The 25,281-nt window shown below is 66.5% G+C and carries 21 protein-coding genes; 3 read left to right on the forward strand and 18 right to left on the reverse strand.

Translation table 11 applies throughout. From position 1 onward, the window contains the following. Nucleotides 1-2: 2 nt before the first annotated feature. Nucleotides 3-2,696 carry a polysaccharide deacetylase family protein gene (locus AC07VL_RS13390; protein ID WP_494806299.1) on the reverse strand — a complete coding sequence of 898 codons (2,694 nt, stop codon included), beginning with the start codon at nucleotides 2,694-2,696 and terminating at the stop codon, nucleotides 3-5. A gap of 103 nt (nucleotides 2,697-2,799) precedes the next feature. On the opposite strand from AC07VL_RS13390, the gene AC07VL_RS13395 reads away from it, so the two are divergent. Continuing rightward, nucleotides 2,800-2,976 (forward strand): hypothetical protein, encoded by a 177-nt coding sequence (locus AC07VL_RS13395; protein WP_494806300.1) that lies wholly within the window; start codon nucleotides 2,800-2,802, stop codon nucleotides 2,974-2,976. Between the two features lie 70 nt (nucleotides 2,977-3,046). Here AC07VL_RS13395 and AC07VL_RS13400 read toward each other — a convergent pair whose 3' ends face one another. The 8 genes from AC07VL_RS13400 to AC07VL_RS13435 form a co-directional block, all read right to left on the reverse strand. Beyond that, complete coding sequence (locus AC07VL_RS13400) at nucleotides 3,047-4,102, reverse strand: ABC transporter substrate-binding protein (protein ID WP_494806301.1); 1,056 nt, start codon at nucleotides 4,100-4,102, stop codon at nucleotides 3,047-3,049. A gap of 48 nt (nucleotides 4,103-4,150) precedes the next feature. Further along, entirely contained in the window at nucleotides 4,151-5,212 is a 1,062-nt protein-coding gene (locus AC07VL_RS13405) for an ABC transporter substrate-binding protein (RefSeq protein WP_494806302.1), read from the reverse strand. 39 nt (nucleotides 5,213-5,251) lie between these two features. After that, nucleotides 5,252-6,133 carry an ABC transporter ATP-binding protein gene (locus tag AC07VL_RS13410; RefSeq protein ID WP_494806303.1) on the reverse strand — a complete coding sequence of 294 codons (882 nt, stop codon included), beginning with the start codon at nucleotides 6,131-6,133 and terminating at the stop codon, nucleotides 5,252-5,254. Then, complete coding sequence (locus AC07VL_RS13415) at nucleotides 6,130-7,383, reverse strand: MFS transporter (RefSeq protein WP_494806304.1); 1,254 nt, start codon at nucleotides 7,381-7,383, stop codon at nucleotides 6,130-6,132. The genes AC07VL_RS13410 and AC07VL_RS13415 overlap by 4 nt, the downstream gene beginning before the upstream one ends. 4 nt (nucleotides 7,384-7,387) lie before the next feature. Further along, on the reverse strand, nucleotides 7,388-8,152 hold the full coding sequence (locus AC07VL_RS13420; RefSeq protein ID WP_494806305.1) for an ABC transporter permease: 765 nt from the start codon (nucleotides 8,150-8,152) through the stop codon (nucleotides 7,388-7,390). Continuing rightward, complete coding sequence (locus tag AC07VL_RS13425) at nucleotides 8,149-9,003, reverse strand: ABC transporter permease (protein ID WP_494806306.1); 855 nt, start codon at nucleotides 9,001-9,003, stop codon at nucleotides 8,149-8,151. Before AC07VL_RS13425 ends, AC07VL_RS13420 begins: the two co-directional genes overlap by 4 nt. 10 nt (nucleotides 9,004-9,013) lie before the next feature. Beyond that, nucleotides 9,014-10,087 (reverse strand): PhnD/SsuA/transferrin family substrate-binding protein, encoded by a 1,074-nt coding sequence (locus tag AC07VL_RS13430; RefSeq protein WP_494806307.1) that lies wholly within the window; start codon nucleotides 10,085-10,087, stop codon nucleotides 9,014-9,016. A gap of 148 nt (nucleotides 10,088-10,235) precedes the next feature. After that, nucleotides 10,236-10,994, reverse strand: a complete 759-nt coding sequence (locus AC07VL_RS13435; RefSeq protein WP_494806308.1) for a class II aldolase/adducin family protein — start codon at nucleotides 10,992-10,994, stop codon at nucleotides 10,236-10,238. A gap of 225 nt (nucleotides 10,995-11,219) precedes the next feature. Here AC07VL_RS13435 and AC07VL_RS13440 point away from each other — a divergent pair, with 225 nt between their 5' ends. Continuing rightward, on the forward strand, nucleotides 11,220-12,272 hold the full coding sequence (locus AC07VL_RS13440) for an ABC transporter substrate-binding protein (protein ID WP_494806309.1): 1,053 nt from the start codon (nucleotides 11,220-11,222) through the stop codon (nucleotides 12,270-12,272). Between the two features lie 63 nt (nucleotides 12,273-12,335). Here the strand turns inward: AC07VL_RS13440 and AC07VL_RS13445 are convergent, their stop codons facing one another. The 4 genes from AC07VL_RS13445 to AC07VL_RS13460 form a co-directional block, all read right to left on the reverse strand. Then, a complete protein-coding gene (locus AC07VL_RS13445; RefSeq protein WP_494806310.1) occupies nucleotides 12,336-14,711 on the reverse strand; it encodes a TonB-dependent receptor in 2,376 nt (791 codons plus the stop codon). Nucleotides 14,712-14,933: 222 nt separating this feature from the next. Continuing rightward, nucleotides 14,934-16,088: an LLM class flavin-dependent oxidoreductase gene (locus AC07VL_RS13450; protein WP_494806311.1), complete on the reverse strand. Its 1,155-nt coding sequence runs from the start codon at nucleotides 16,086-16,088 to the stop codon at nucleotides 14,934-14,936. 26 nt (nucleotides 16,089-16,114) lie between these two features. Next, nucleotides 16,115-17,197 carry an LLM class flavin-dependent oxidoreductase gene (locus AC07VL_RS13455; protein ID WP_494806312.1) on the reverse strand — a complete coding sequence of 361 codons (1,083 nt, stop codon included), beginning with the start codon at nucleotides 17,195-17,197 and terminating at the stop codon, nucleotides 16,115-16,117. A gap of 238 nt (nucleotides 17,198-17,435) precedes the next feature. Further along, entirely contained in the window at nucleotides 17,436-18,638 is a 1,203-nt protein-coding gene (locus AC07VL_RS13460) for a sigma-54 interaction domain-containing protein (protein WP_494806313.1), read from the reverse strand. Between the two features lie 157 nt (nucleotides 18,639-18,795). On the opposite strand from AC07VL_RS13460, the gene AC07VL_RS13465 reads away from it, so the two are divergent. After that, on the forward strand, nucleotides 18,796-20,133 hold the full coding sequence (locus AC07VL_RS13465) for an LLM class flavin-dependent oxidoreductase (protein WP_494806314.1): 1,338 nt from the start codon (nucleotides 18,796-18,798) through the stop codon (nucleotides 20,131-20,133). A gap of 4 nt (nucleotides 20,134-20,137) precedes the next feature. On the opposite strand, the gene hmgA is transcribed toward AC07VL_RS13465, so the two are convergent. From hmgA to AC07VL_RS13490, 5 genes are all read right to left on the reverse strand, one after another. Beyond that, entirely contained in the window at nucleotides 20,138-21,442 is a 1,305-nt protein-coding gene (gene hmgA / locus AC07VL_RS13470) for a homogentisate 1,2-dioxygenase (RefSeq protein WP_494806315.1), read from the reverse strand. Beyond that, nucleotides 21,439-21,624, reverse strand: coding sequence for a DUF2783 domain-containing protein (locus tag AC07VL_RS13475; RefSeq protein ID WP_096235651.1), 186 nt, complete (start codon nucleotides 21,622-21,624; stop codon nucleotides 21,439-21,441). The genes hmgA and AC07VL_RS13475 overlap by 4 nt, the downstream gene beginning before the upstream one ends. A gap of 12 nt (nucleotides 21,625-21,636) precedes the next feature. Beyond that, nucleotides 21,637-23,316 (reverse strand): FAD-dependent oxidoreductase, encoded by a 1,680-nt coding sequence (locus AC07VL_RS13480; protein WP_494806316.1) that lies wholly within the window; start codon nucleotides 23,314-23,316, stop codon nucleotides 21,637-21,639. Nucleotides 23,317-23,347: 31 nt separating this feature from the next. Beyond that, a complete protein-coding gene (locus AC07VL_RS13485) occupies nucleotides 23,348-24,691 on the reverse strand; it encodes an MFS transporter (protein WP_494806317.1) in 1,344 nt (447 codons plus the stop codon). Between the two features lie 154 nt (nucleotides 24,692-24,845). Beyond that, the gene (locus tag AC07VL_RS13490; protein ID WP_494806318.1) at nucleotides 24,846-25,244 is read right to left on the reverse strand and encodes a DUF1842 domain-containing protein; all 399 of its coding nucleotides are present in this window, start codon (nucleotides 25,242-25,244) and stop codon (nucleotides 24,846-24,848) included. Between the last annotated feature and the right edge of the window lie 37 nt (nucleotides 25,245-25,281).

Below are 25,281 nucleotides of genomic sequence, written 5' to 3' on the forward strand. Positions count from 1 at the left end.
AATTAAAGCTTCTCCATCTTTTGCCGCACGGCCGGCGCCATCGAGGCCGTCGGCGCCAGTTCCAGATAGGTTTTATAGGCCGCTTTCGCCTTGGCGGCATCGCCGGCCTTGGCGTACGCGTCGCCCAGGTTCAAATAGGCGATGGCGCGCGACGGGTCCATCCTGACCGTGTTTTCAAACCAGCGGGCCGCCTCGCGGTATTTTTCCTGCTTGTAGAAGACAAAGCCCAGGTTGTTCGCGGCCAGCGCGAAGTCGGGACGCAGTTTCAGCGCTTCCGTGAATTGCGCTTCCGCCTGCGCATACTGTTTCTCCTTGTACAGCTGCAAGCCGCGGTCGTTGGCCCGCTGCGCCAGCTGGCGCGCGGAAGTGGGCACGGCGCCCGGCGTGACGATCTTCTGCTCGCCGCCCTGCAAATCCTTCACCGTCACGCTGGCCGCTTGCGGCTTGGCGTCCAGCTTGCTATTGAGGGCGATGGCTTCCGTGGACAGTTGTGCCGTGTTCGGGCTGAGGAATTCCGTTTCGCCCGGCAACTCGAAGACGAAATCGCCCCCTTCCGAACCGGGCAGGCTGCCGAACGCGGGCGTCTGGTTCGACACGCTGGAGACGGCCGGCGCCACGTAGGCCGCCAGTTCCGTGGCCGTGATCAATCCGTCACCGTTCAGGTCGCCCTTGCCCGCCAAGCCTTGCAGCAGGGTCCACGTGAAGACGGAGTGGCCGTTCGGCCCGCCGTCGGCCACCAGCTGGTCGCCGCCGCCGGCCGTCAGCATTTGCCGGCCGATGCGCTTGGCATTGTCGCGCAGGAAAGAGCTGGAACCGGCGCCGCGCGTCAGGCCCAGGCCGCTGTAGCACGCGTCCATGACGAAGAAGGCATGCTTGGCCGTCAGGCTTTCCGCGATATTCTGGATTTCCGTCATCGGGATCGCATCCGTGGCGAACTGCGCCGGATCGGAATCGACGGGCACGATATAGCCCAGGTCGCGCCCGGAACTGAGCTTGCGCGTGGCGCCGTGGCCGGCAAAGAAGACGAAGATGCGGTCATTCTTTTGCACGCCGCCATGGGCCAGCTTGTCGTGGAAAGCGGCCAGGATGTTGTTGCGCGTCGCTTCGCCATTCTTCAGGGTCACGACGCGCTCGGGCGCGAAGGCGAATTTCTCGATCAGGGTTTCACGGATGCTTTGCGCGTCGCGCACCGCATATTGCAGCTTCGGCCACCTGGCATAGTCGTCGATGCCGATCACGACGGCCCAGGAATTGGCGTAGCCCGTGGTGACGGGCACTTTTTCCGGTGCGGGCGCCGTGCTTTTCGCCACCTGGAAGCTCGTGCCATCCCAGCCCGCAAATTGATAGCCTTCGGCAACCAGCTTGTCCAGCACGGCAGGCAAGGCTTTCACCGTGCGTTCATGGATGTCGTGGAACAGGATGATGCCGCGCCCCGCCTTGTCGACGGAAGCCAGCACGCGGCTGGTGATGGAACTGGGCACGGGGTCGGCCCAGTCCAGCGAATCGATGTTCCACATCACGGATTTCAGGTGGGCATCGGCCAGCGCGGCCATGCCTTCGCTGTTGCGCGCGCCATATGGAAAGCGGAACAGCGCGGCCCGCTCGGGGCTGATGGCCTTCAATAAAGTGTCGGTGCCGAGGATTTCGCCCTTCAGCTTGTCGCCCGTCTGCTTCGACAATTGCGCATGGCTGAAGCTGTGGTTGCCCACGGCATAGCCCTCCTGCATCAGTTTGCGGCTCACTTCCGCGCCCGCATTGAGCTTGGCATGGCCTGCCGCATCGAGCGAACCAAGGTTGCGGCCCACGTTGAAGAACACGGCCGGCACGCCATATTGTTTCAAAATGGCGCTGATTTCTTCCGTGTAGCGGCGGTGCGGACCGTCGTCAAACGTCAGCACGATGGTTTTCTTCGGCAAGCCCAGGCCGAAGATCTCCGCCTCATCTTTTTTTGGCGTCGGCTTGGTGTCGGGCACGGAGCCAGCCGGCGGAGTCGCATACGGCACGACGATGCCGTTTTCCTTCAGGATCTGTTCGCGGCTGTAGAGTTTTTTCAGCTGCGCCACGTAATCGTCCCACCGTTCGCGCTTGAGTTCGATGGCGCGCTGGCCCAGGTTGCCGAAGATTTGCCGGATTTCCTTCTCGTAATTGCGCTCGATCTCGCCCAGCGCGTCCAGGTCTTCGGAAATGCGCTTGTGCAGCTTGATCGCCGGCAAGGACGTATCCCTGGCCACGTCGGCCAGCATGCTTTGCAGCAGCTCGCGGAAGGCCAGGCGGTCCGCGTCATACAGGCCGGGATCGGATTCGATATACGTCAGCAGGCTGTCGAGCGCCTCGAAGCGGCCCGGATTCGTGGGCGCCGTCAGCTGGTCCAGCGCCGCGTCCAGCCTGGCGATGCGCTCCTGGTTTTCATGGAACAGGGCCTGCCCCACCTTGCGGGCTTCGTCGCGCGCCCCTTCCGGCAAGCTTTGCTCGTCGGCCAGCAGCACGATGATCTTGCGGAAATTGGCCAGCAAGTCGCGGAACTGGCTGGCCACGGCGGCCGTGCCGGCGGCCGCTTGCGGCGCGGCGGCCGGGCTGCCCGGGGCTGGCGCGCCCGGCGTGGCCGTGGCGGCGGGACGGGTGGCCGTGTATATGCCGGCCCCGGCGGCGAGTGCCACGACGACGGTGGCGGCGATCTTGATCGGTTTGGAAGTCACAGGCTTGTCATTCCCTTCACATACTATGCATAAAATTCAGATGGCGCGCAGGCGCACGAGGCATAATTGTAGAGCACGCTTGGCAACAAGCTCATGCGCACAAATGAATTTAGGCAATAATACTGCCGTCAACCTCACAGTGGAAACGGGAAAGAAGATGCACAAGAAACTCTGCGCCGCCGCGCTGATGCTGGGAATGGCACTGTTGCTGCTGCAACTGCGCGCACACGCGGGCGATGGGGTGGTGAACTTTGCGGGACGCGTGTGCCTGCCGCACTGAACGTGCCGCGTCCCGCTGCCGCTGGCGAGCCGTGTGACAGGCGCTGCCCTCCACGCGCCTGTCCGCCGGGCTATACCTTGGCCGGCTCCCAGTAATTAAGCAGGCCCAGCTTTTTCAGGCCGGCCGCCACGAAGCGCGGTTCCAGCAGCTCTTCCGCCGTCAGGGGCTGGCGGATCAGCTTTTGTTCCTGCGCAAACGCCAGCACCCTGCGGTAATGGCGGTACACGGCGTCGTCGTACAGGGGCGACCAGCGCTCCTTCCACTGCAAGCCGGGATCGTCGTAGCTGCGCCGCACCACGCTGTCGGGCGTGCCATTGCGCGTGCCATCCCTGATGACGGCTTCGCGGTTGCCGTCCAGCGCCGCCCAGTGCTGGGCCCGCAGCCAGGCCGTGGCCACCAGTTCCGCGATGGCGGGATGGGCTTGCGTAAAGTCGCGCCGCGCCCACAGTTCCGCCCGCATCTTGCGTTCCGGCAAGCCCTTGCTGGACCAGATGATGCGGCCGATGCCCTTGTCTTCCAGCGGATAGCCATTGATCATGAACAAGGCATCGACGGCGCCCGTGGCCAGCGCGGCCGTGCCAGGCTTGAGGTCCATATTGATCAGCCGGAAATCCGTGGGCGACATGCGCTGGTCGGCGATCAGCTGGCGCAAGCCCAGTTCCCACGGCCGGCCCCGGTGCACGCTGATGCGCTTGCCCTTCAGGTCGGCCAGCGACGTGGCGCGCGAACCGGTGGGCACGAGCAGGAACTGGTCCGTGCCCCGCCCCGCCGGCACGATCACCTGCGTGCGCACGCCGCCCGCGTTGAGTATGACGGACGGCAAGTCGCCATACGCGGCCATGTCGATGCGCCCGCTGGCGAACGCTTCGTTCATGGTCGCGCCCGTGTCTCCCGTGACGGGCAGCCATTCCAGCCGCACGCCCCGCTGCTTCAGTTCGCGCGCCAGCCAGCCTTCCTGCTGCACCCGGTAAGCGATGCCCCCCAGTTCCGCCCTGCCGTTTTCCGCAAAGCCCGTCGAGGCGATGCGCAGGGCCGCCGGCGATGCCCCCGCTCCTTTCGCCGCCGACACCGCCTGTCCCGCCAGGGGCAGCAAGGCCAGCCCGCCCATCACCGTGCGTCGCCGCATCGCATTCTCCTCATCATCGAGCATGGCCACCGTTGACGTGCTTCCCGCTCAGGCCGCCCGGCGCGTTTGCGCCAGCGCCGCGTCGAAAGGACGGGGGTCGATCCAGGCGCGCACGTCGACCTTGCTGGGCAGGAAGTTCCAGCGGAACAGGAAATCGCTGAAATCCTGCAAGCCCGCGACCGACGTTTCCGCCAGGTCCGTGTCCAGGCGCAGATGCGCATCCTTGCCGTAGGCCACCTGCACCCAGTGCTCGCTGGCATTCGATTCGCGCGCCAAAAAGCGCCGCGTGTCGTCCGCGTGACCCCGCGCCCACGCTTCGGCCCGCAGCACCTGCTCGACCAGGGTCACGGCCGAGCTAAAATGGTGGTCCAGCAAGTGCGCATCGACGGTGAGGGTGCGCGGCGTGCCATTGTTGGCACGGATCAATGGTTCCGGATGGCTGCCCGTATCGATCACCGTATGCAGGCCGAACTGCTGCGCCAGCTGGGCGGCCGAGGCGCCTTTCAGGAAGATGGCATCCACCTCGCCCCGCAAGAGGCCCAGCAGCTCCGGACTTTGCCCGCCCCGCCGCGCGCCGCTGAACAGGTTTGTCGCCGCGCCCCGCTCCGGCGGCGTTTCGCTCTGGCCCGCCTGGATCACATAATCGACCAGTTCCACGTCAGCAACAGCCAGGCCTTCCAGGCTCAGGGCGTTTTCCAGTCCCCGCAAGGCTTGTGCGCGCGCAAAGTCGATCTGCGCCCTGGCCCACAGGGGCAAGCCGAAGCGCCGGCCCTTCAAGTCGCGCACCGTGGCAATGCCGCTGTCGGGCAGGGTCAGTATCAGCTGCGTCTCGTCCGACCACGACAGGCCGATGACGCGCGTGTCGCGCCCTGCCGCCCTGGCCCACAGGGCGGGAATATTGCCGCCGTGGCGCACGGAGTTCTGCAGGGTATGGTCGAAATGCGATTCGCGCACGGCTTCCTGGTCGGACTCGCGCAAGGAGCGCAGGCTGGTGCCGTCGGCGCGCAAGGCGTCTTCCAGCCAACCTTGCTGCAGGGCGATGCCCAGTCCCGTCGGGACGGGGCAACGCGTGTACCACAGGGTGTCGAGTGCTTGGCTTTCATTGCTCATCTTGTATCTCCAGGTTGATGGATATCAAAAACACGAAAATTACAGCGCCATCCTGCGCGCCCATTCATTGCCATCCCACAAGCTGCTGGGGTCCACATCGTGCGCCGGTGGCGCATGCGATTCGTCGAGGTCGCTGAAATCCCCATGCAAGCCGTCGCGGATGGCGACAAAGCCGGCCGCACCGCGCTGGCGCGGGTGGGCCAGCGGCACGTCCTGCACCCGGCGCACCTTGCCAGGACGCGCATCGAGCACGACGATGCGGTCGGCCAGGTAGACGGCTTCATCGATGTCATGCGTGACCATCACCATGGTGATGCCCTCGTCTTGCCACAGGCGGCGCAGTTCCTGCTGCAGGCGCAAGCGGGTCAGCGCGTCGAGCGCGCCCAGCGGTTCATCGAGCAGCAGCACGTCGGGCCGCCCGACGAGGGCGCGGGCGATGGCCGCCCGCTGCGACATGCCGCCCGACAATTGGTGCGGATAGGCATCCGCATAGCCATCGAGGCCCACGCGCGCGATTTCCGCCGCCACGCGGGCGTCGCGCTCGGCCAGGGGTACCTTGGTATTGCTGAAAGCCACGGCCACGTTCTGCTGCACCGTCAGCCACGGGAACAGGCGGTGGTCCTGGAACACGAGGCCGCGGCGCAGATCCGTGCCACGGATGGGCACGCCATCGTGCAGCAGCAAGCCCGTGTAATCCGTGTCCAGGCCCGCCAGCAGGCGCAGCAGGGTGGACTTGCCGCAGCCGGAGGCGCCCACGATGGCGACGAATTCGCCTGGCGCAATCGTCAGGGAAATATCGTCAAGCACGGGCAGCGGCGCGCCTTTCAGCGCGAACGACTTGCTCACGTGCTGCACCTGCAGGCCGCCGCTCAGGTGCTGCCGCTGCGGCAGCAAGGTCGAAGGGGAAACGAGATCATTCATGGCGCACTCTCTACAGTAGGGGCGAGGGAAGAAACGGCGGCGGGCCGCGCCCGGCGCAGCCAGCGGCTGCCGTGGAAGGCCAGCCAGGCGGCCAGCCACGGGAACAGCCAGATGAGAAATACATTGCGCAGTCCCGTCACGTCCGCCAGGCGGCCCGCCGCCAGCGCGCCAGCCGTGCCGCCCACCATGCCGAACAGGGTCAGATGGGCAGAAACGCGGGCCTTGTCGACGGGGGCGCGGGCGATATTGTCTGTATTCACGAGGTTATTCACGCCCAGTCCCAGGCCCAGCAGCACGGACGCCGCGAGGTAGGCGATGCTGTCCGGCCACAGGCCCAGGATCAGCAAGGCGGCCATGATGGCCAGGTGGGCGCCGCCATACAATTGCTCGCGGTAACGGCTGGCCAGCACGAAGCGCCCCAGGAACAGCAGCACCAGCACGCAGCTCAAGCCCTGCACGGCCATCAACCAGACGGCGTGGTGAGGAGGCCAGTGCAGCACGCGGATGGCCAGCAGGATGGAAAACACGCCCACGCTGGATGCCGTGAAGCTGGCGAGGATTTCAAATAGGTAAGTCACGCGCACGATGGGCAGGCGCAGCAGCTGTCGCAGGCTGGCCGCGCCCGGCAACGCGGCCTGCCCTGCCGGCTTGCGCGGCGCAGTACTGCTGGGCAACACTTGCCAGCCCAGCACGGCCAGGATGGCGAACATCAGGGCGGAGATCAAGAAGCCCGCTTTCAAGCCCAGCTGCGCGATCAGGTAATTGCCGCACAACGGCCCCAGGAACTGCATGCCGAGGATTAATGTGCCCTTGTACCAGCCCGCCTTGCCCTGCCCCAGTTCCGGCAAGCGCACGAGAAACACGGTGCTCATGGCCACGATGCGCAGCGAAATGCACAACCCCACCAAAAACATCAGCAGGGCCACCCATTGCCAGCCGGGCAGCCACGGCAGCACGCAAAAGGCCAGCGCCAGGCTCAGGCTGACTCCCGCGTACAGATGCTTCGGGTTGCCGCGCGACAAGATATAGCCGGCGGGAATGGTGCCTAGCGCCATGGCCAGGGTTTCCGCGCTGCTGATCGCGGCCAGCTGGAAATTGCTCACGTGCAGATGCAAGCCCAGCAAGGTGGCCAGCACCTTGTTCATGCCGATGGTCACGCCCGACAGCAGGGTCAAACCGATAAAGCGCAGCAAGAAGGCGCGCAGCTCGCCGTCGCGGGCGCTCGCCGCCGCCTCTGCAGTCAATGGCAAGGATTCACTCACTGCTGCGCCCCTTCACCAGCAGGCGCGCGAGACGCGCAAACGCCACGTTCATCGTTTGAGCCAGCAGCGCGATCACGAGCACGGCCAGCAGGACGACATCCATGCGGCCCGACACTTCTCCGTTGAGCAATAATGATCCCATGCCGGGGCCGGCCGAAAACAGCAGTTCGCCGCCCAGGCACGCCAGCCAGGCAAACGCCAGCGCATGCGTGACACCCGTGACGATGGCCGGCATGGCGCCCGGCAACAGGATCTGGCGCAAGGTCTGCCAGCGCGTCAGGGTCAGCACCTGCCCCACTTCGCGCAATCTCCCCTCCACCTGGCGCATGCCCGCATACGTGTTGAGCACGGCAGGATAAAAGGCGGCGATGGCGATCACCAGCAGCTTGGCGCCGTCGCCATTGCCCACCCATAAGCCCAGCAAGGGAATCAGCCCCAGCAAAGGCACTTGCCGGATGCTGTGGAACAAAGGACCGATCAGGCGGTCCGCCAGCGGCGACTGCGCCATCAGCGCGCCCGTGACGATGCCGGCGCTGCCGCCTAGCAACAGTCCGGCCAGCGTGCGTCCCAGGCTGGCGTGCAGGTGCACCCACAGTTCGCCCGTGATCACCAGGTCGCGCAGGCTGTGCGCCAGGTCGCCCAGCGAGACGAAGATGTAGGCGGCCGCCGCGCCCTGGCCGGACGCCCATTGCCAGGCGCCCAGCAAGGCCAGCGGCAGCAGCGCGCCCTTGATCACCAACACTAAACGCTGCTTCATGCGGCGCCTCCCTTACCATCGCCGCTGCGCTTCCAGCGCATCAGCCATGCTTCCAGCGCGTGGCAAGCCCGGTCCAGGCCGAAGCCGATGGCGCCCGTCAGCACCACGCCCACCATGACCACGTCGAGGCGGAACATTTGCCGGCCCATTTCCATCATCTGGCCCAGGCCGCTGTCGGCGGCCAGCAATTCCGCGCCCACCAGCACCATCCACGAGCGCGACAGGGCGATGCGCATGCCCGTCAGCGCGGCCGGCACGATGGCGGGCAGGACGATCAGGCGGATGCGCTGCCAGCGCGAAAAGCAATACACTTGCGCCACCTCAAAGTAGCGCTGCGACAGGTTGCGGATGGCGTCGTGCACGGCCAGCGCGACGATGAAGAAGCTGGCCTTGGCCACGATAAACACCTTGAAACTCTCGCCGATGCCGAACAGCAGGATAAACAGGGGGATCAGGGCGACGGTGGGCAGCTGGCGCAGGACATTGAAGGTGGGATCGACATAGCTGCGCAAGCCCGGCGACAGGCCCAGCACGACGCCAAACGCCAGGCCAAGGCTGGCGCCCAGGCCGAAACCGGCCAGCAGGCGGAACAGGCTGATGCCCAGGTGCTGGCCCAGTTCGCCGCTCTCGGCCAGGTCGCGGGCCGTCAGCAGCACTTGCCACGGCGACATCAAAATGTGCGCGGGCATCCATTCGAAGGCGGTGGCCGCCGTCCACAGCAGCAGCAAGGCCAGCGGCGAGGCCCACACGGACCAGGGCGAGCGCACGAAGCGCTGCAGCCAGGGGACAGAGGCTGCACGCGCTGGCGCGGCGGCGCGCGGCAAGGCGATGGCGTTGGCGAGAGTATTCATGCGCGCCCCGTCATGGCGACCAGTAGGTTTGCAGCTTCAGCTGCGCCAGCGCCTGGTTGACGAACTGGGGCGCGAAAAGGCTGTCGACTTGCAGGGGCCGGCCGATCAGGCCCGCGCTCTTCGCATATGCCGCCTCGCCCGCGTAATGCTGGCGCAGGCTGGCCGTGAACAAGGGCGACCAGCGCGCCTGCCACGGCGTATGGTCGCCCGCCAGTTCGCGCCGCACCACGCTTTCCACCTGGCCCGCGGACGCCTCGGTGCGCACGTATTCGTCTTCGCCGCCGGCGCCGGCGGCCCGGTGGTGCTCGCGCACATAGGCCGTCACCACTAGCTGGGCCAGCTGCGGCCAGCGTTGCAGGAAACCGCTGTCGGCCCACAGTTCGGCGCGCATCTTCCAGTCCTGCGGCGGCGCCTTGCTGGACCAGATGATCTTGCCCACCTGTTTATCTTCCAGCAGGAAGGCGTCGCTGAGGGTGAAGAAGGCGTCGGCGCCGCCCGTCGCCACGGCGGCAGCGCCTGCCTGCGGATTCAGGTTGAGGACCTTGACGTCGCGCAAGGTCATGCCATTCGCTTCCAGCAGGCGCGCGAACGGGTATTCCCATGGCCGCCCCCGGTGCAGGGCGATCTTCTTGCCCTTCAAGTCCTTGATCGAACGGGCCGTGGAGCCGCGCGGCACCACCAGGTAAGTATTGCTGAAGCTGCCGCCGGGCAGGATCAGCCGCGTCTGCAAGCCCGAGGCATTGGCGATAATCGAGGGCAAGTCGCCATACTGGGCCAGGTCGATCGAATGGTTGGCAAACGCCTCGTTGACTTGCGTCGCCACGGAATTGGTGGTGACGGGCACCCATTCCAGCTTCACGCCCAGCTTGCCCAGTTCCGCCGCCAGCCAGCCTTGCGCGGCCACCTGGGCGGCCGAACCGGCAAACACGGTCTTGCCGGACGGCGCCGCGCGCGCCACGACGGCGATGCGCACGGCGGCCGGCAGCGGCTCGGCCGCCGCCGCGATGGCTGGCGCCAGCACGCTGACCGCCAGGGCGGCCGCGACGACTTTGCGCCAGCTCAAACGTAAGAATTTCAATGACATCTCGGGCCTGTTCTTAGTTAAATATTTTTTACACAACGACACCTGACAAAACCGTCGCGAGCGGCAGCGATTTGTGGCCGAGAAGCGCAGCTGTGCCTGGGCACAGCGAGCATCACAGGCCGCAAGGCGCAACGCGCAGCAGGTTTGGTCAGGTGTTGACCAGGTCGGTGGCAGGCAACAGGGAAAGGGCGCGCGCCGTGTCGATCAGCTTGCTCATCTTCCATTGCTGCAGCAGCACGCCCGGGCCGAAGTCGCGCGAACCGCCGATGGCTTCGGCCGCGATCTGGATTTTTGCCCCCTCTTCCAGCAGCAGGATGAATTCGGCCAGCTTCAGCAATCCCTGCTTGCCCCACACAGTGGCGCCGCCATTCGCTTCCAGGATGGCCGTGGCATGCGTATTGCGGGCGATTTCGCCGAGGATGAAATCGACTTCCGGCTGGCGGCGGTCGATATAGATGGGAATTTCGCGCACCAGCTGGTAGCGCTGCACGGGCACGTAGCGGATCGGCAGGGTGCGGTGCGTCTGCGCCCACGCGCCCAGCGACGGCGAGTGCACATGCGAGATCGACGTAACCTCGGGCCGCTCGCGGAACAGTTTTAAGTAACGCGCGCCGCCGTTGTTGGCGTCGCCCACGAGCACCGTGCCATCCAGCGCCAGCACGGCCGCCTTCAGGGGCTGGCCGCGGCGGAACGGGCCGGGATCGTTGACCACCACGACCTTGTCGCCGCCAGGGGTGCGCTCGACGAAGCCCACCGTGCCGTTGGCCGTCAGGCTGCCCGTCTCGCGCAAGCCGTCGAAGGCGGTCTGCGCATCGCGCCGCACCTGTTCCACGAAGGCCAGTTCGGCCGCCGTCAACTCCTGGGTTTGTACTTGCTCTGGTGCTTGTGCTTGTGCCACGTCCGTCATGTCATGCTCCATTCTTTAGGGTTGGAATACGGGTTAGTCATGGCTGTACTTTCGCAAGACGCGTGCCAGCGCCGGGACCGCAGAAATGGTGGAAGGCTGCTGCCTGCGCAACAGCGGCTGCTGGCACGGCAGCAGCATTGTGCGCAGCGGCTGTCGGCAAGCCAGCAAGCGGCGCGGGCACGGTTCCTGCACGGCTCAAGCCTTCCACCACCACGAAGGAAATCCATGACCACCGCAACCTCCCCCGCCGTCGATACCGTCTGGTTCACCCGCTGCCCCGTGCCTACGGCCACGGGCCTGGCCTACAAACTGGGCTGGCTGGACGAAGAATTCGCCCGCGACGGCATCGCCCTGAAAACCCTGCAGGAAGTGGGCGGCGAGCTGGCGCGCCACCACTACGACCATGGCCTGTCCACGCTCGTGCGCGAAGGGGGCAACCTGCTGGCCCTGCCCGCCCGCGCGCAAGGGGCGCCCACGCGCCTGATCGGCCTGACGTGGATCGATGAATGGCAAGCCATCCTCGTGCGCCCCGCTTCCGGCATCACGACGCCCGCGCAGTTGCAGGGCAAGCGCCTGGCGCTGCCCGTGTTCCGCGCCGAGGACTTGCGCGACAACCGGCGCGGGCGCAGCATCGCGCGCGGCATGAGCCTGGCCGGCTACAAGGGCGTGCTGGCGTCCGCCGGTCTCACGCTCGACGATGTGCAGCTGGTGGAAGTGGGTGCCGACGCCCAGGCATCGGGCAATCTGGGCCCGGGCCTGTGGCAAGGCATAGGCCCGCTCTTGCGCGGCGACGTCGATGCCGTCTACGTGAAAGGCGCGGCGGCGGCCGAGGCGGCCCGCGCGGCGGGACTGGAAGTAGGCATCGATATCGATGCCCTGCCCGACCGGCGCTTCCGCGTAAACAATGGCACGCCGCGCCCGATCACCGTGCATGCAACGATGCTGGAACAGCATTTCGAGCTGGTCGTGCGCTTTTTGACGCAGACCCTGCGCGCCGCGCACTGGGCGCGCAGCCACCAGGCCGACGTGCTGGCCATCCTGCAGGGCGAAACGCGGGCCGGCGCCGATGCCGTGGCCGAAGCCTACCGCGACGGTTTCCACCTGGCCCTGGCGCCCGACCTGTCGGAAGAAAAAGTGACGCTGTTCCGCCAGCAGAAGGATTTCCAGCTGCAGCACGGCTTCCTCGACCGCGACGTCGATATCGACGCTTGGATCGACCGCCGACCGCTGAAGGAAGCGCAGCGGCGGCTGGACGCCCTGCTGCACGTGGCCGCGTAAGCCGGCGCCATGAAACGACAAGGCCGGCGCTTGCGCCGGCCTTTCCATATCCATCAAGCGCCATCAGAACTGGACGGTATAAGACGCGCCTACCGTGCGGCCCTGGCCGATGATGACCGTGTCGCCGTTGACGGCGCCGGGCACGAAGCTGGTGAGCGTATGGTTGCGGTAGACCTTGTCGGCCAGGTTGTTCGCATACGCGGTGATGCGCTGCTTGCCGCCCGGGAGCACGTACGACAGGCGCGCATTGGCCAGCGCGAAGCCGCCCTGGTTCAGCAAGCCGCGCGCGTCGCTTTGCGGGTCGACATAGTAGTACTGCTTCGACGTATAGCGCACGTCGCCGCTGAAGACCAGCTGCGCGCCATTGCCCAGCGGGTAGCGGTAGTCGGCCGCCAGCAGGGCCGTCACGTGGGGCGAGCGCACGAATTCGTTGCCGGAACGGTCGCCGCCATTGTTCTGGATGGCGAAATCGTCGAATTCCGTGCGCAGCAGGCCCAGGTTGGCGTTGACGTGCAGGTTGTCCGTCGGCTGCGCCTCGACCTCGAATTCCGCGCCATTCACGTGGGCCTTGCGCACGTTCTGCAGGTAATTGACGCTTTGCGTGGGGTCGCCGTTGTACACGCCCGTGATATTCACCTGCACGTTCTTGTAGTCGTAGTGGAAGACGTTGGCGTTGAAGTTCAGGCGCCCGTCCAGCCATTCGGACTTGATGCCCGCCTCGAACGAGTTCAGGGTTTCCGGCTTGACCGTGTTCAGGGCCCGCACGTCCGTCGCGCTCGTGTTGTAGCCGCCCGACTTGATGCCGTGCGCGTATTTCAGGTAGCCGCGCAGGGTGCGGCTGAAGCGGTATTCGGGCGTGACGTCATACGTCAGCGCATTCCACGTGGTGGACGGATTCGACGTGAAGTTATTGTTGGCGACCGAAGCGGCCGTGTAATTGCCACCCTGGACCGTGTTCCACCAGTTCGCGGCATCGCCGAACGTCACCGTGTTCGATGCGGCCTGCACGCGCCGCAAATCGAGGTCCTTGGTTTCCGTGGTCCAGCGCAGGCCGAAGGTGGACAGCAGCTGCTCGCTGAAATTGACGGTGGTGCTGCCGAAGATGGCCGCGCTGCGCGCCTTGTGCTGGTAAATGGTGCGGTTGTAGCCGACGGGCTGCGTGCTGCCTGCCAGCGCCGGCACCGTGCCGTTGGGCAGGCGCGCGCCAGCCGAATCGGAGTCGATCTTTTCATTGAAGTAGAACAGGCCCGCCACCCAGCTCACGGCGCCGTTCTGCGGCGACGTCAATCGCAGCTCCTGCGACACTTGCCGGCTGCTGGCCTTGGAACGGCTGCGGCCCACTTCCAGCGGCGTGTTGTCGCTGTCGCCCGTGGCCTCGTTGCGGAAGTTTTCATAGCCGGTGATCGACGTCAGGGTCAGCTCGCCCAGCGCATATTCGAGGTTCAGCTGGGCGCCGCCCTGTTGCACATCGCTGTCGGCCGGCGCATTCGTGCTCACGTCGTCGGGATTCGTGCTGGGGACGTAGCCGTTGCGGTACACGCCATTGGCTCCATAGCTGGCCACGGTGGTGGTGGCGCCCTTGGTCGTGTAGTCGCGGTAATGCAGGTTCAGGTTCGCCGTCAGGTCGCGCCCGATCAGGGCCTTGAGCTGGCCGCGGATGGCGCTGTCCTTGAGTTTTCCATCGCGCTCGCCCGTAAACAGGTTGTGGAAGCGGCCCTCGCCTTGCTGTTCCGTGTGGAAGGACAAGCGCCCCGCCAGCACTTCGTCGACCAGCGCGCCGCCAATGGCGCCCTCGGCCAGGGTCGTGTCATAGCTGCCGTAGTCAATCTTGGCGTAGCCGCTGGACTTGAACGAGGGCTTGCGCGAAATCACATTGATGGCGCCGCCCGTCGTGTTCTTGCCCCACAGGGTGCCCTGCGGGCCGCGCAGCACTTCCACCCGGTCCAGGTCGAACAGGGGAAAGCCCGTGGCGCTGGAATTGCTGATGTAGACGTCGTCGAGATAGAAGCCGACGGGGTTCGGAAAGTCCACCTGCTGCTGGCCCGCGCCCACGCCGCGTATCCACCAGCGCGGGCGGCCGTGCTGCTGCGTGCCGGCCGAGGCATTCGGCACGTAGTTGAGGATTTCGCTGGCCGAGCGGCCGATGCCCGTGTCGAGCAGCTCCTTGCCGCCCAGGACCGTGATCGCGCTGGGCACCTTCTGCGCCGATTCCTCGCGCTTTTGCGCCGTCACCGTCACCGATTGCAGCGAGGCGCCCTCGCCGGCGCCATTCGCGTCGGCCGTGGCATCGGTCACCACGGCGGCAGGCGCTTCGGCATGGGCCAGGCCTGGGGCAAGCATCAGGCCGCCGATGGCGAAGGCCGAGCGCAACGCGCGGCGCAGCGGCGTCAAGCGAAAGGGGAAAGAGGAAAAAGCGGCGGGGGCGGTCGAACGGCGCATGGGTGGTTATCCTTGAGTAAAGTCAAAACGCGAGATGGTGATGACCAGTATTGCAAGGGGCATGCCCGCTGCCGCAGCGCAGCAAAATCAAACTCAAGTACTTGATTTCAAAGGAAGACTATCGAGATGATAGCGCTGTTGATTTGGCAGCAGGGGCGAGGCCGCGTGCTGCCTGCGCGACAGCAGGCCGTGGCGCTGCTGTCGCGGCAACAGGGGAAAGGATCAGGCGGCGCGCAGCACTGCCGCCGTGTGGCCGCGCACGAGGGGCAGCACTTCCTCGCCCACGCGGTACGCTTCTTCCAGGTGCGGCGTGCTGGCCAGGATGAAGGCGTCGGCGCCCAGCTGCACCAGTTCGTCGAGGCGTTCGGCCACCTGCTGGTAGCTGCCGACGATACCCTGCGTCTGCCCGCCACGCAGCAGGTTGAAGCCGGACCAGATATTCGGCGCCGTGATCAAGTCCTTGTAGCTGTTCAGGGTCGTCGGGCGGTTGCCCCGCTGGCGCGCCGCGCCCACGGAATCGCCGCCATCGGCGCCTAGGAACTGGCGCAGGGTGGCCGCATCGACGGCATCGAAACCCTTGCGCACTTCGTCCCACGCCTCTTCCTCCGTGGCGCGGGCGACGATGTCGACGCGCACGGCGCACTTGATCTTGCGCCCAAGCAGCGCCGTCTTTTCCTGCACGCGGGCGAATTTCTCGCGCAGCTGCTCGAACGGTTCCAGCCACGTCAGGTAGTAATCGGCGTGCTTCGAGGCCGAACCGAGGGCCGCGTCGGAGGAGCCGGAAAAGTAAATCTCGGGGAAATCCTGTTCCGACAGGGGCGTGGCCAGGCCCGCGTCTTCCACCTGGTAGAACTTGCCCTGGTAGGAAAACGGTCCGCCGCGCCACACGCCGCGCACCACGTCGAGAAATTCCGTCGTGCGCGTGTAGCGGTCGTCGTGGCCGGCCGCATCGCCCCACCACAGCTGCGCCGGGCCGCCGCCGCCCGTGATGACGTTGTACAGGGCACGCCCGCCCGTGGCCCGCTGCAGGCTGGCCGTCATGCGCGCGGCCACCACGGGGTTCAGAAAGCCGGGCTGGAACGGGATCATGAAGCGGAAAGTGCGCGTTTCGCGCGCCAGCAGCGCGGAAATGGCCCACGGTTCATCCGTCATGGGGAACGACGGAATCAGGCCGCCCTGGAAACCCGATATTTCAGCCGCACGGGCGATCTCGGCCAGGTAGTCGATATACGTAAAGCCGTCGGCGCCGCCGCCACCGAGGCCGGCCTGGCGCAGGCTGTCATTGCCGGGAAACCAGTCGCCGCGAAACGGCGTGCGGGCGCGGTGCGAACTCGGTTCGCCATGCGTGGGGATGCGCCAGAAAAAATCGATTGCCATGTGGAATACTCCTTGGTAAGTTAGATTCAGGCCGCCTGCTGTTGCGCGGTGGTCAGCGAAGCCCGCACGCGCGGCAGCACGTGCTCGCCGATGCGGTAGGCTTCCTCGAAATGGGGGATGGCCGCCAGCACGAAGCTGGACACGCCCGCCTGCGCATACGCTTGCAGCGCAGCGCTGACCTGGTCGTAGCTGCCGACCAGCGCGCCATGGGCGCCCGTTTGCGCTTGCGCAAAGCCGGGCCAGAACGCGGCCGCGCCGCCGTCGAATGGCGCTTCGTCTGGCAGACCCGCGCCGTTGCGGTAGCGCCGGGCATCGCGCAAGGCTTCGTCGAAGGTTTCGCGGGCCAGCACGTCAAGGCGCAAGCCCGCCGCGACGGTGCGGCCGTGCTGGCGTGCCTGCGTCTGCAGGCTGTCGATGGAGGGTCGCAGGTCCGCCACCGGCGCCGCATCGAACACGTGCACGTCCGCCTGGCGCGCCGACAGGGCCAGCGCCTCGGGCGATTCGCCCGTCAGGTAAATGCTGTTGACGAGGTGGTGCGCCAGCGGCCCCTTGAAGCCGCCGTCCTGCACTTCGAAAAAGCGGCCCTTGAAGCTGAACGGCGACGTGCCTTGCACGCCGCGCGCCACCGTGATGAATTCATCGATGCGGGGCAGGATATCGGCGTCCGGCGCCGTATCGCCCTGGCGCCGGCGCGCTTGCGCATCGCCGCCAGGGCCGATCTGCCAGGCGAAGCGCCCGCCCGTGAAGCGCTGGAAGCTGACGGCGTTCTTCGCCGCATATACGGCCGAACCCCAGGCCGCGTCGAATTCGGCGATCAGCTTCAAATGCCGCGTGCTGCGGGCCAGATACCCTGCGACGATCCAGCTTTCATCGCCCTGCGTATCGTGGCGCACCTGGATGCCGTCGAAGCCGGACAGGTCGGCCGCGCGGGCGATCTGGTGCAGGTAATCGAAATAGTTGAACGGCGGCCGCGCGCCGCGCGGGTCGCTCACGCCCGCCTGCAGGGGACTGGGTGCGCCGGCGGCCCGTTCGCCGCGACGCGTGATGCCGGGCGCCGCGTAACGGCCGTCGCCGCCGGTGGGTAATTGCCAGATGAATTCGATGGTCATGCATGGACTCCTGTCGTGGGTCGAAGAAAAAGCCGTATGCGCAGCGCGCAGCGGCCTGCCCTACCCTCCTCGCAGAAAACATGCCATGCCCAGGATGCCCGCCCGCGCCATTCACTGTTGATTTGGCAGCAATCCGCTGCGTCCAGGACAGCAGCGTGCTGCGCGCGCAGCAGCCATGAAAAAAGCCGGAGCCGCATCGCTGCGGGTCCGGCACGAAGGGGCTGGCGTGTTGCGGAGCCTAGTCGATGGCGCCCGCTTTTTTCAGGAAGGTGCGCAGGATGTTGCGGCTGATATTGAGGTGTTTCGCCGTGCGCACCTGGTTGCGCTCATTGCGCTCCCACGCGGCGCACACCAGTTCCTGCTGCAAGGCTTCGAAGGCCACGGCCTCGCCCGAGTCCAGCAAGGCTTGCCAGGCGCGGGCGAAGCGCTCGGCCGCCAGCAGCTCGTCCTGCCCGGCTGCGCCGTGGGCCGCGTAAGCGATGTCGGCGCCGCCGGCCCAGGCGTCCGGCACGGGCACGGGGGCGGATGCAGGCGCCGGAGCGCGGTGCCAGCCCGACAAACTCAGGTCGTCGGCACGCACTTCGCCGCTGCGGCACACGAGCAGCGCGCGGTGGATGACGTTTTCGAGCTCACGGATATTGCCCGGCCACGGGTAGGCCAGCAAGGCTTGCTGCGCGTCCGCGCCCAGTTCCACCTCGCCCAGGTGCAGGCGCTGCGCGTAGATGGCCATGAAGTGGCGCGTCAGCGGCATGATGTCGCCCGGGCGCTCGCGCAGGGGGCGCAGCGGCAGGCCGATCACCTGCAGACGGTAATACAGGTCTTCGCGGAAGCGCCCTGCCCGCACGGCTTCGGCCAGGTCCACATTGGTGGCGGCGATCAGGCGCACGTCGATGGGTATGGCGCGCCGCGCGCCCAGGCGCACCACTTCGCGCTCCTGCAGCACGCGCAGCAGCTTGACCTGCATCGCCAGCGGCAAGTCGCCGATCTCGTCGAGGAACAGGGTACCGCCGCTGGCCGTCTCGAACCAGCCAGGCTTGCCCTGCTGGGCGCCCGTAAAGGCGCCCTTTTCATAGCCAAACAGCTCGCTCTCGACGAGGGTTTCGGAAAAGGCGCCGCAGTTGATCGCCACGAAGGTCTGCTCGGCGCGCCCGCTCAAGCCGTGCACGTGGCGCGCGATCAGCTCCTTGCCCGTCCCCGTCTCGCCCGTGATCAGCACCGTCGCCTCGCTGGGGGCGATGCGCTCGATCAGCTCGTGCAGCTGGCGCGAGCGGGGATCGGCGAAGACAAAGGCCGTGGCCCGCACCAGCAGGCTCATTTGCTGCGGGTCGCGGAAGGCGACCAGCGCCTCGCCACCGTCGCTGCCGTCGGCGGCACCGGCGCCCCGGGCAAGGTGGGCGCTGCGCGCGAAATCGCTGCTGAAATTGTGGGCTAGGAGTTCCATGGGCCGACTATACCGCGCTGCATCTGCCGGCGTGAACGAATGGTGCCGCGCTAGCTTATCCGGATTTTGCATATGCGCGGCGCGGCTCCAGTGCTGGCCCAAAGCTTGCATCAGCATTGACACAGATCATGTTGCCACCCCACCACGGAGCTTCCCCATGCCAGCACGCCAGCTCGTCCTGAACGTCTTTTTGCAACGCCACGGCCACCATCCGGCCGCCTGGCGCCATCCATCGGCCAGCGCCAGCGGCCGCCCCGACCTGGCCTGGTGGCTGCGTGCCGCCCAACTGGCCGAGGCGGCCAGGTTCGACAGCTTTTTCATCGCCGACTTCATCGGCCGCTCGGGCGACGTCACGCCCGAGACGGGACGCGCCGCCGTCGGCCTGCCCTTCGAACCCTACACCCTGCTGTCTGCCATTGCCGCCGTCACCCGCCATATCGGCCTGATCGCCACCGTCAACACCAATTACGAGCATCCCTACCACGTGGCGCGCAAATTCAGTTCGCTCGACCACCTGAGCGGCGGGCGCGCGGGCTGGAACGTCGTCTCCTCGTTCGGCGAACACACGGCGCGCAATTTCGGGATTCCTGAGCCGCGCAGCCACCTTGAGCGCTATGCGCGCGCCGATGAATTCGTGGCCTTGTCCAAGATGCTGTGGGATAGCTGGGATGACGATGCGTTCGACCATCCTGACCGCGCCGGCGGCCAGTTCTACCGGCCCGAAGCTGGCCACCCGCTGGACTTCCGGGGCGAGTACTTTGCCTCGCAAGGCTTGCTGGACTTGCCCCGCCCCGTACAGGGCCACCCCGTGCTGGTCCAGGCGGGCAATTCCGGGACGGGCCGCGAATTTGCCGCGCGCCAGGCCGAGATGGTGTACTGCTCCGCCACCTCGCTGCCCGTGGCACAGGCGTATTACGCGGACGTAAAGGGCCGCATGGCGAAATACGGCCGCGCGCAAGACCAGCTGAAAGTCACGCCGGGCCTGTCCGTGGTGGTGGCGGAAAGCGACCAGCAGGCGCAGGACCGGTTCGGCGAGCTGCAGGACCTGGTCGACTTCGGCAACCTGGAATTCGGCGGCTTCGATCTGTCCGGCTATCCGCTCGACGGCCCCCTGCCCGACCTGCCCTACGAGGCGGGCGACAATGGCAAGGGACGTTTCCAGCAGCAGCTGGAACTGGCGCGCCGGGAAAACCTGACCCTGCGCCAGCTGGTGCTGCGCTTTCGCGTGGCGCGCGGCCACCTGCAGGCCATCGGCTCCGTCAAGACGGTGGCCGACGTGATGGAGCAATGGTTCGTGGAACGGGGCGCGGACGGCTTCAACGTCGTGCCGCCCCTGCTGCCGCAGGGCTTCGAAGACTTTACGCGGCTGGTGGTGCCGGAACTGCAGCGGCGCGGCCTGTTCCGCACGGAATACGCGGCCAGCACCCTGCGCGGCCACCTGGGACTGGCGCGGCCCGCCAACCCGCACACCGTGACGCGGGCGCGGGCCGCCTGACACTCTACCCCTGGTCCGGGTCGAAATGCTTGCGCAAGCCTTGCCAGCAAGCGAAATAGTCGTTTTGCAGCAGCCCCCCGTCCAGCGCGAACGGCGTGGGCTTGATCACGGTGCGCGTCTCGAACATGAAGGCCATGGTATCGCCCACCTTCACGGGCGCGGACGTGTCGCTGTGCGAGGCCTTGTCGAAGGTCTGCGCATCGGGGCCGTGGCCGGACATGCAGTTGTGCAGGCTGGCGCCGCCCGGCACGAAGCCGGCCGCCTTGGCGTCGTACACGCCGTGGATCAGCCCCATGAATTCGCTGGCCACGTTGCGGTGGAACCACGGCGGGCGGAACGTGTGCTCGGCCGCCAGCCAGCGCGGCGGGAAGATGGCGAAGTCGATGGCCCCCAGCAGCGGATTTTCGCTGGGCGCCTGCAGCACGAGGAAGATCGACGGGTCCGGGTGGTCGTAGCTGATCGAGCCGATGGTGTTGAAGCGGCGCAGATCATATTTGTATGGCGCGTAATTGCCATGCCAGGCCACCACGTCCAGCGGCGAATGGTCGAGCGTCGTGCGCCACAGGTGGCCGCCGAACTTGGCCACCAGCTCGCACTCGCCGTCGATATCCTCGTAGGCCGCGTGCGGCGTGAGGAAGTCGCGGCTGTTCGCCAGGCCGTTCGAGCCGATGGGTCCCATGTCCGGCAGGCGGAAGGCCGTGCCGAAGTTTTCGCACACGTAGCCGCGCGCCTGGCCATCGGGCAGGGTCACGCGGAAGCGCACGCCGCGGGGGATGACGGCGATTTCCTGCGGTTCCAGCTCGATCAGGCCCAGTTCCGTGGCGATGGCCAGCCGGCCCTGCTGCGGCACGACCAGCAGTTCGCCGTCGGCCGAATAGAAGAAGCGCTGCATCGAGCGGTTGGCCGCGTACACGTGGATGGCGCAGCCGCTCATCGCTTCGGCGCTGCCATTGCCCGCCATGGTCTGCCAGCCGTCGATGAAGTCCACGGGCGTGGCGCCGTCGGGCAGCGGCAGCGGGTCCCAGCGCAGCTGGTTCGGCGGCGTGGGCGGCATGGCATGGAAATCGCCGACGATGCGGGTGTTCTGCAGCAGGGTAAACGGCGGATGCTGGCTGGCGGGACGGATGCGGTACAGCCAGGAGCGCCGGTTCTGCGCGCGCGGCGCCGTGAAGGCCGTGCCCGAAAGTTGTTCCGCGTACAGGCCCAGGGGCGCCCGCTGCGGCGAGTTCTGCCCCTGCGGCAAGGCGCCGGGCACGGCTTCCGTGGCAAACTCGTTGCCGAAGCCGCTTTGGTAGCCGGCGCCTATCATGCGCTCTCCGCCAGGCCATCGGCCGCGTCGCGCAGCAAGCCCTGCACCACGTCGGCCTTGCCGATGGCGCCCATGGCCAGCAGGGCGAAGCGGGCCAGGAACAGGGGCGAGCGCTGCTCGCCCAGGCCGCCCATGGTGTGGCACAGCTCGGTGTACAAATTATCCAGTTCGATGTCGGTCATGTTGTCTCCTTGTTACTTTGATTGGGCGATGCCGGCCGCCGCCAGCGCTGCCGCCACCTGCCCTGCCTGCACTTGCCGCCAGCGCCCCAGCACGTGCCCATCCGGGCGCACGAGGTAAAACGTGCCGGGCTGCGCGTCGAACAGCGAGAATACCTGCGCCGTGTGGTCCCAGGCGCACTCTTGCGCCCTGTTGCGGCAAATCGCCACGGTCGTCAATGGCAAGGCATCGTCCAGCGCCAGCAGTTCCGCCGGCACGGCGCCATCCTCGCTGAAGTACAGGCCCGTGAAATCGCCATCCGCGCGCGCCACCAGATCGGTAATATACGCCGCTTTTTGCCCGCCGTTGTGCAGCAGCGTCAGCGGACACTCGGGCAGGACCGTGCCCGGCGCGGGGCCGGCGGCAAAACCGTCGGCATCAGGCCCGTTCAGGGGCGACTGCGCGTACGCGATGGCGCTCGTCTGGCGCGGGTTGATCAGGGAGCGTACGTGCGCATGCTTGCCCGCCAGGCCCAGCACGGCCGTGCGCAGGAGATCGAAGGCAAACGTGGGCGGCGCCATGAATTCCGTGCTTTTCGTGCCGTGGCGCAGGTTTTCACGGGCCGCATACACGCGCTCGTCCGAATAGCTGTCCAGCAAGGCCTGCGGCGCCCGGCCCTGGACGACGTAGGCCAGCTTCCAGGCCAGGTTGTCCGCGTCGTCGATGCCCGAGTTCGCTCCCCGCACGCCGAAGATGGGCACGAGGTGGGCCGCATCGCCCGCAAACAGCACGGGGCCGTGCCGGTATGTGTCCAGGGTCAAGGCATTCGCCTTGTAGATGGTGATCCACACAGGATGCCACGGCGCCGTCTCGCCCATCATGGCCAGCAGGCTGTCCACGCGGGGCGCCACGTTTTCCAGCAGCACGGCCGCCTGCGCGTCTTCGTCGTCGCGCAGCTGGTAGTCGATGCGCCAGATATCGTCGGGCTGCTTGTGCACCAGCACGGTCGAGCCGGGATTCGACGGGGGGTCGAAATACGCGAGGCGCTCCGTGGGGCGCTCGCTCTTCAGGTGGATGTCGACGATGACATAGCGCCCTTCATAGCTGGTGCCCTGCAATTTGAGGCCCAGCGCCTCGCGCACGGCGCTGCGCCCGCCGTCGGCCGCCACCAGCCAGTCCGCCTCGATTGTATAGGTGTCATCGGGCGTGGCCACGGTGACGGTGGCGCCATCGGCGCGCTTGTCCACGCCCGTGACGCGCGTCTGCCAGCGGATATCGATCAACCCGCTCTGGCGTTCGGCCGCATCGAGCAGGAATTGCTCGATATGGTATTGCGCCAGGTTGACCATCGGCGGCAGCTTCTGGTTGGCGTCTTGCGGCATCGTAAAGTGCAGCACTTCTTCCTCGCGGTAAAAGCTGCGCCCGCCCGCCCATGGCAAGCCCTTGGCGAGAAAACCGTCGAGCGCGCCCAGGCGTTCGATGATTTCCAGGCTGCGCCGCGAGATGCAGATGGCGCGGCTGCCCGTGCACACGCCGTCGTCCGCTTCGATCAGCACGCTGCGCACGCCGTGGCGGGCCAGGCCCAGGGCCGTGGCCAGCCCCACGGGGCCGCCGCCGACGATGAGCACGGGCACGTGCTGCGTGGCGGCGTCGGCCGGTTTGCCGGGCGGATAGACTTTCGCCACGTGGGGATAAGGGTGGAAGGTAGTGTTCATGATGTTTCCCTTTTGGCAATATTCGACAGTCTTATTTGCTGCCGCGGGCAATGGGCAGGGTCAGCACGATGGCCGCACCGGCCACCAGCAGCACGCTGGCATACAGCAAGCCCGTGGAAAAGCTGTGCGTGATGTCCTTCAGCCAGCCCACGACGACGGGGTTGAGGGCCGAGCCGATATTGCCCGTGGCATTGATGACGGCGATGCCGATGGCGCGCGCCCCCAGGCTCAGGGCCCGGTCCGGCGTCGTCCAGAAGACGGACATGGCCGTGTAGGCGCCCGTCGATGCCATGCACACGCCCAGCAGCTGCAGCACGGGGTGGCCGGCATACGCGGTCAGCAGCCAGCCGGCGGCCGACAGCAGCATGGGCCAGACGATGTGCCAGCGGCGCTCCTGCAGGCGGTCCGAGCGGCGGCCCCAGGCAATCATGCCGATGACGGTGCACACTTGCGGGATGGCGGCCAGCAGCCCGATTTGCGTGTTGCTGGCGCCGCTATTGAAACTTTTCACGATCAGCGGCGTCCACACGGCCACCATGGCCAGGGTGTTGACCAGGCAAAAGTAGGCGATGCCGAATTTCAGCACGGTGGGCGAGCACATTTCCGCCAGCACGGAGGTTTTCTGCTGCTGCGCCACAGGCTTGTGCTCGGTCGCCAGCATGCGCGCCAGCACCTGCCGTTCCAGCTTGCTCAGCCAGTTCGCCTTGGCGGGCGCGTCATCGAGGTAGCCAAACACGGCCAGGCCCAGCAGCACGGACGGCATGCCTTCGAGCAAGAACAGCCATTGCCAGCCCTTCAAGCCCCAGTGGCCATCCAGGCCCAGGATCAGCCCCGACAGGGCCGAGCCGATGGCAGCCGTGACGGGCATGGCGATCATGAACAGGGCATTGGCCCGCGCCCGGTAGGCGCTGGGAAACCAGTAGGTCAGGTACAGCAGCATGCCGGGCAAAAAGCCCGCCTCCGTGACGCCGACGAGAAAGCGCAGCGCGTACAGGCTGGCCGGGCCGCTGGCGAACAGGGTCGCCGTCGAGGCCAGGCCCCAGGCGATCATCATGGCGCCGATCCAGCGGCGTGCGCCGATGCGCGCCAGCACGATGTTGCTGGGGATGCTGCAGGCGATGTAGGCGATGTAGAACAGGGTGGTGGCAAAGCCGAACTGGGTGCCGGACAAGCCCAGGTCCTGCATCATGGTCAGGCCGGCGAAGCCGATGTTGATGCGGTCCAGAAAGGAAAACACGAACAGCAGGAACAGGAATCCCAGCAGGTGGCGCGATACCTTGCGCATGAGCTGCTGTTCCAGCTGATTGGCGGCCGCGTCGGTGACGGGCGCATGGGGGACGGGTGTGGCGGGGGTGGCCGCCTGGGCGATGGTCATGCTGGTCTCCATAAGGTGTCGCCCTCCCCTTGTTGATTTTATTGGGTGAGAGCGGCCGGGTGGTCCCGGCGTGCAACACAGTATGCAGACGACTACGACCATGGCTGTCCCCATTTTGGGGACAGCCATCGGCCGAAAGAACTAGCCAGCGTGCCTAGCCGCGTTTCTTGATGGGCACGTTGTTGACCTTCTGCTGGTCATAGCTGAAGGAGCCATGGCCGCTCCAGTTGTTGTCGGTGACAAAGGTGGCTTCGAACTTGGCCAGGTAGCTGCCGATGGCCGGCGGCGGCACGGAGACGACGTATTCGCCCATCAGGCTGAAGACGCGCGTGGCGCCGCCCAGGCCCAGGCCATGCACGGGGCCGCTGACGGGGCGGATCACCACGCGGCCATGCGGTGGCGTGATCGATTGCGTGATCAGCGCTTCGCCGCTGACGGTGCCATCGTCGGGATTGTAGAACAGGGCCAGATTCAGGATCGGTGCGCCAGGCAAGCCGAGGTTGCCGGCGATCAGATAGACGTGTTCTACCGCATTCAATTCAGTTGAGGACACAATGAACTCCTTCGGGGAAAGATTCCTGAGCCATGAA

Source organism: Janthinobacterium sp. GW821-FHT03C08, assembly GCF_059420905.1.

Bases quoted from the DNA above. Each gene is read 5' to 3' on its own strand.
- AC07VL_RS13395 (WP_494806300.1), top strand. From the start codon at position 2,800: ATGAATTTAGGCAATAATACTGCCGTCAACCTCACAGTGGAAACGGGA.
- AC07VL_RS13400 (WP_494806301.1), bottom strand. From the start codon at position 4,102: ATGCGGCGACGCACGGTGATGGGCGGGCTGGCCTTGCTGCCCCTGGCG.
- AC07VL_RS13405 (WP_494806302.1), bottom strand. From the start codon at position 5,212: ATGAGCAATGAAAGCCAAGCACTCGACACCCTGTGGTACACGCGTTGC.
- AC07VL_RS13410 (WP_494806303.1), bottom strand. From the start codon at position 6,133: ATGAATGATCTCGTTTCCCCTTCGACCTTGCTGCCGCAGCGGCAGCAC.
- AC07VL_RS13420 (WP_494806305.1), bottom strand. From the start codon at position 8,152: ATGAAGCAGCGTTTAGTGTTGGTGATCAAGGGCGCGCTGCTGCCGCTG.
- AC07VL_RS13425 (WP_494806306.1), bottom strand. From the start codon at position 9,003: ATGAATACTCTCGCCAACGCCATCGCCTTGCCGCGCGCCGCCGCGCCA.
- AC07VL_RS13430 (WP_494806307.1), bottom strand. From the start codon at position 10,087: ATGTCATTGAAATTCTTACGTTTGAGCTGGCGCAAAGTCGTCGCGGCC.
- AC07VL_RS13435 (WP_494806308.1), bottom strand. From the start codon at position 10,994: ATGACGGACGTGGCACAAGCACAAGCACCAGAGCAAGTACAAACCCAG.
- AC07VL_RS13440 (WP_494806309.1), top strand. From the start codon at position 11,220: ATGACCACCGCAACCTCCCCCGCCGTCGATACCGTCTGGTTCACCCGC.
- AC07VL_RS13445 (WP_494806310.1), bottom strand. From the start codon at position 14,711: ATGCGCCGTTCGACCGCCCCCGCCGCTTTTTCCTCTTTCCCCTTTCGC.
- AC07VL_RS13450 (WP_494806311.1), bottom strand. From the start codon at position 16,088: ATGGCAATCGATTTTTTCTGGCGCATCCCCACGCATGGCGAACCGAGT.
- AC07VL_RS13455 (WP_494806312.1), bottom strand. From the start codon at position 17,197: ATGACCATCGAATTCATCTGGCAATTACCCACCGGCGGCGACGGCCGT.
- AC07VL_RS13460 (WP_494806313.1), bottom strand. From the start codon at position 18,638: ATGGAACTCCTAGCCCACAATTTCAGCAGCGATTTCGCGCGCAGCGCC.
- AC07VL_RS13465 (WP_494806314.1), top strand. From the start codon at position 18,796: ATGCCAGCACGCCAGCTCGTCCTGAACGTCTTTTTGCAACGCCACGGC.
- hmgA (WP_494806315.1), bottom strand. From the start codon at position 21,442: ATGATAGGCGCCGGCTACCAAAGCGGCTTCGGCAACGAGTTTGCCACG.
- AC07VL_RS13475 (WP_096235651.1), bottom strand. From the start codon at position 21,624: ATGACCGACATCGAACTGGATAATTTGTACACCGAGCTGTGCCACACC.
- AC07VL_RS13480 (WP_494806316.1), bottom strand. From the start codon at position 23,316: ATGAACACTACCTTCCACCCTTATCCCCACGTGGCGAAAGTCTATCCG.
- AC07VL_RS13485 (WP_494806317.1), bottom strand. From the start codon at position 24,691: ATGACCATCGCCCAGGCGGCCACCCCCGCCACACCCGTCCCCCATGCG.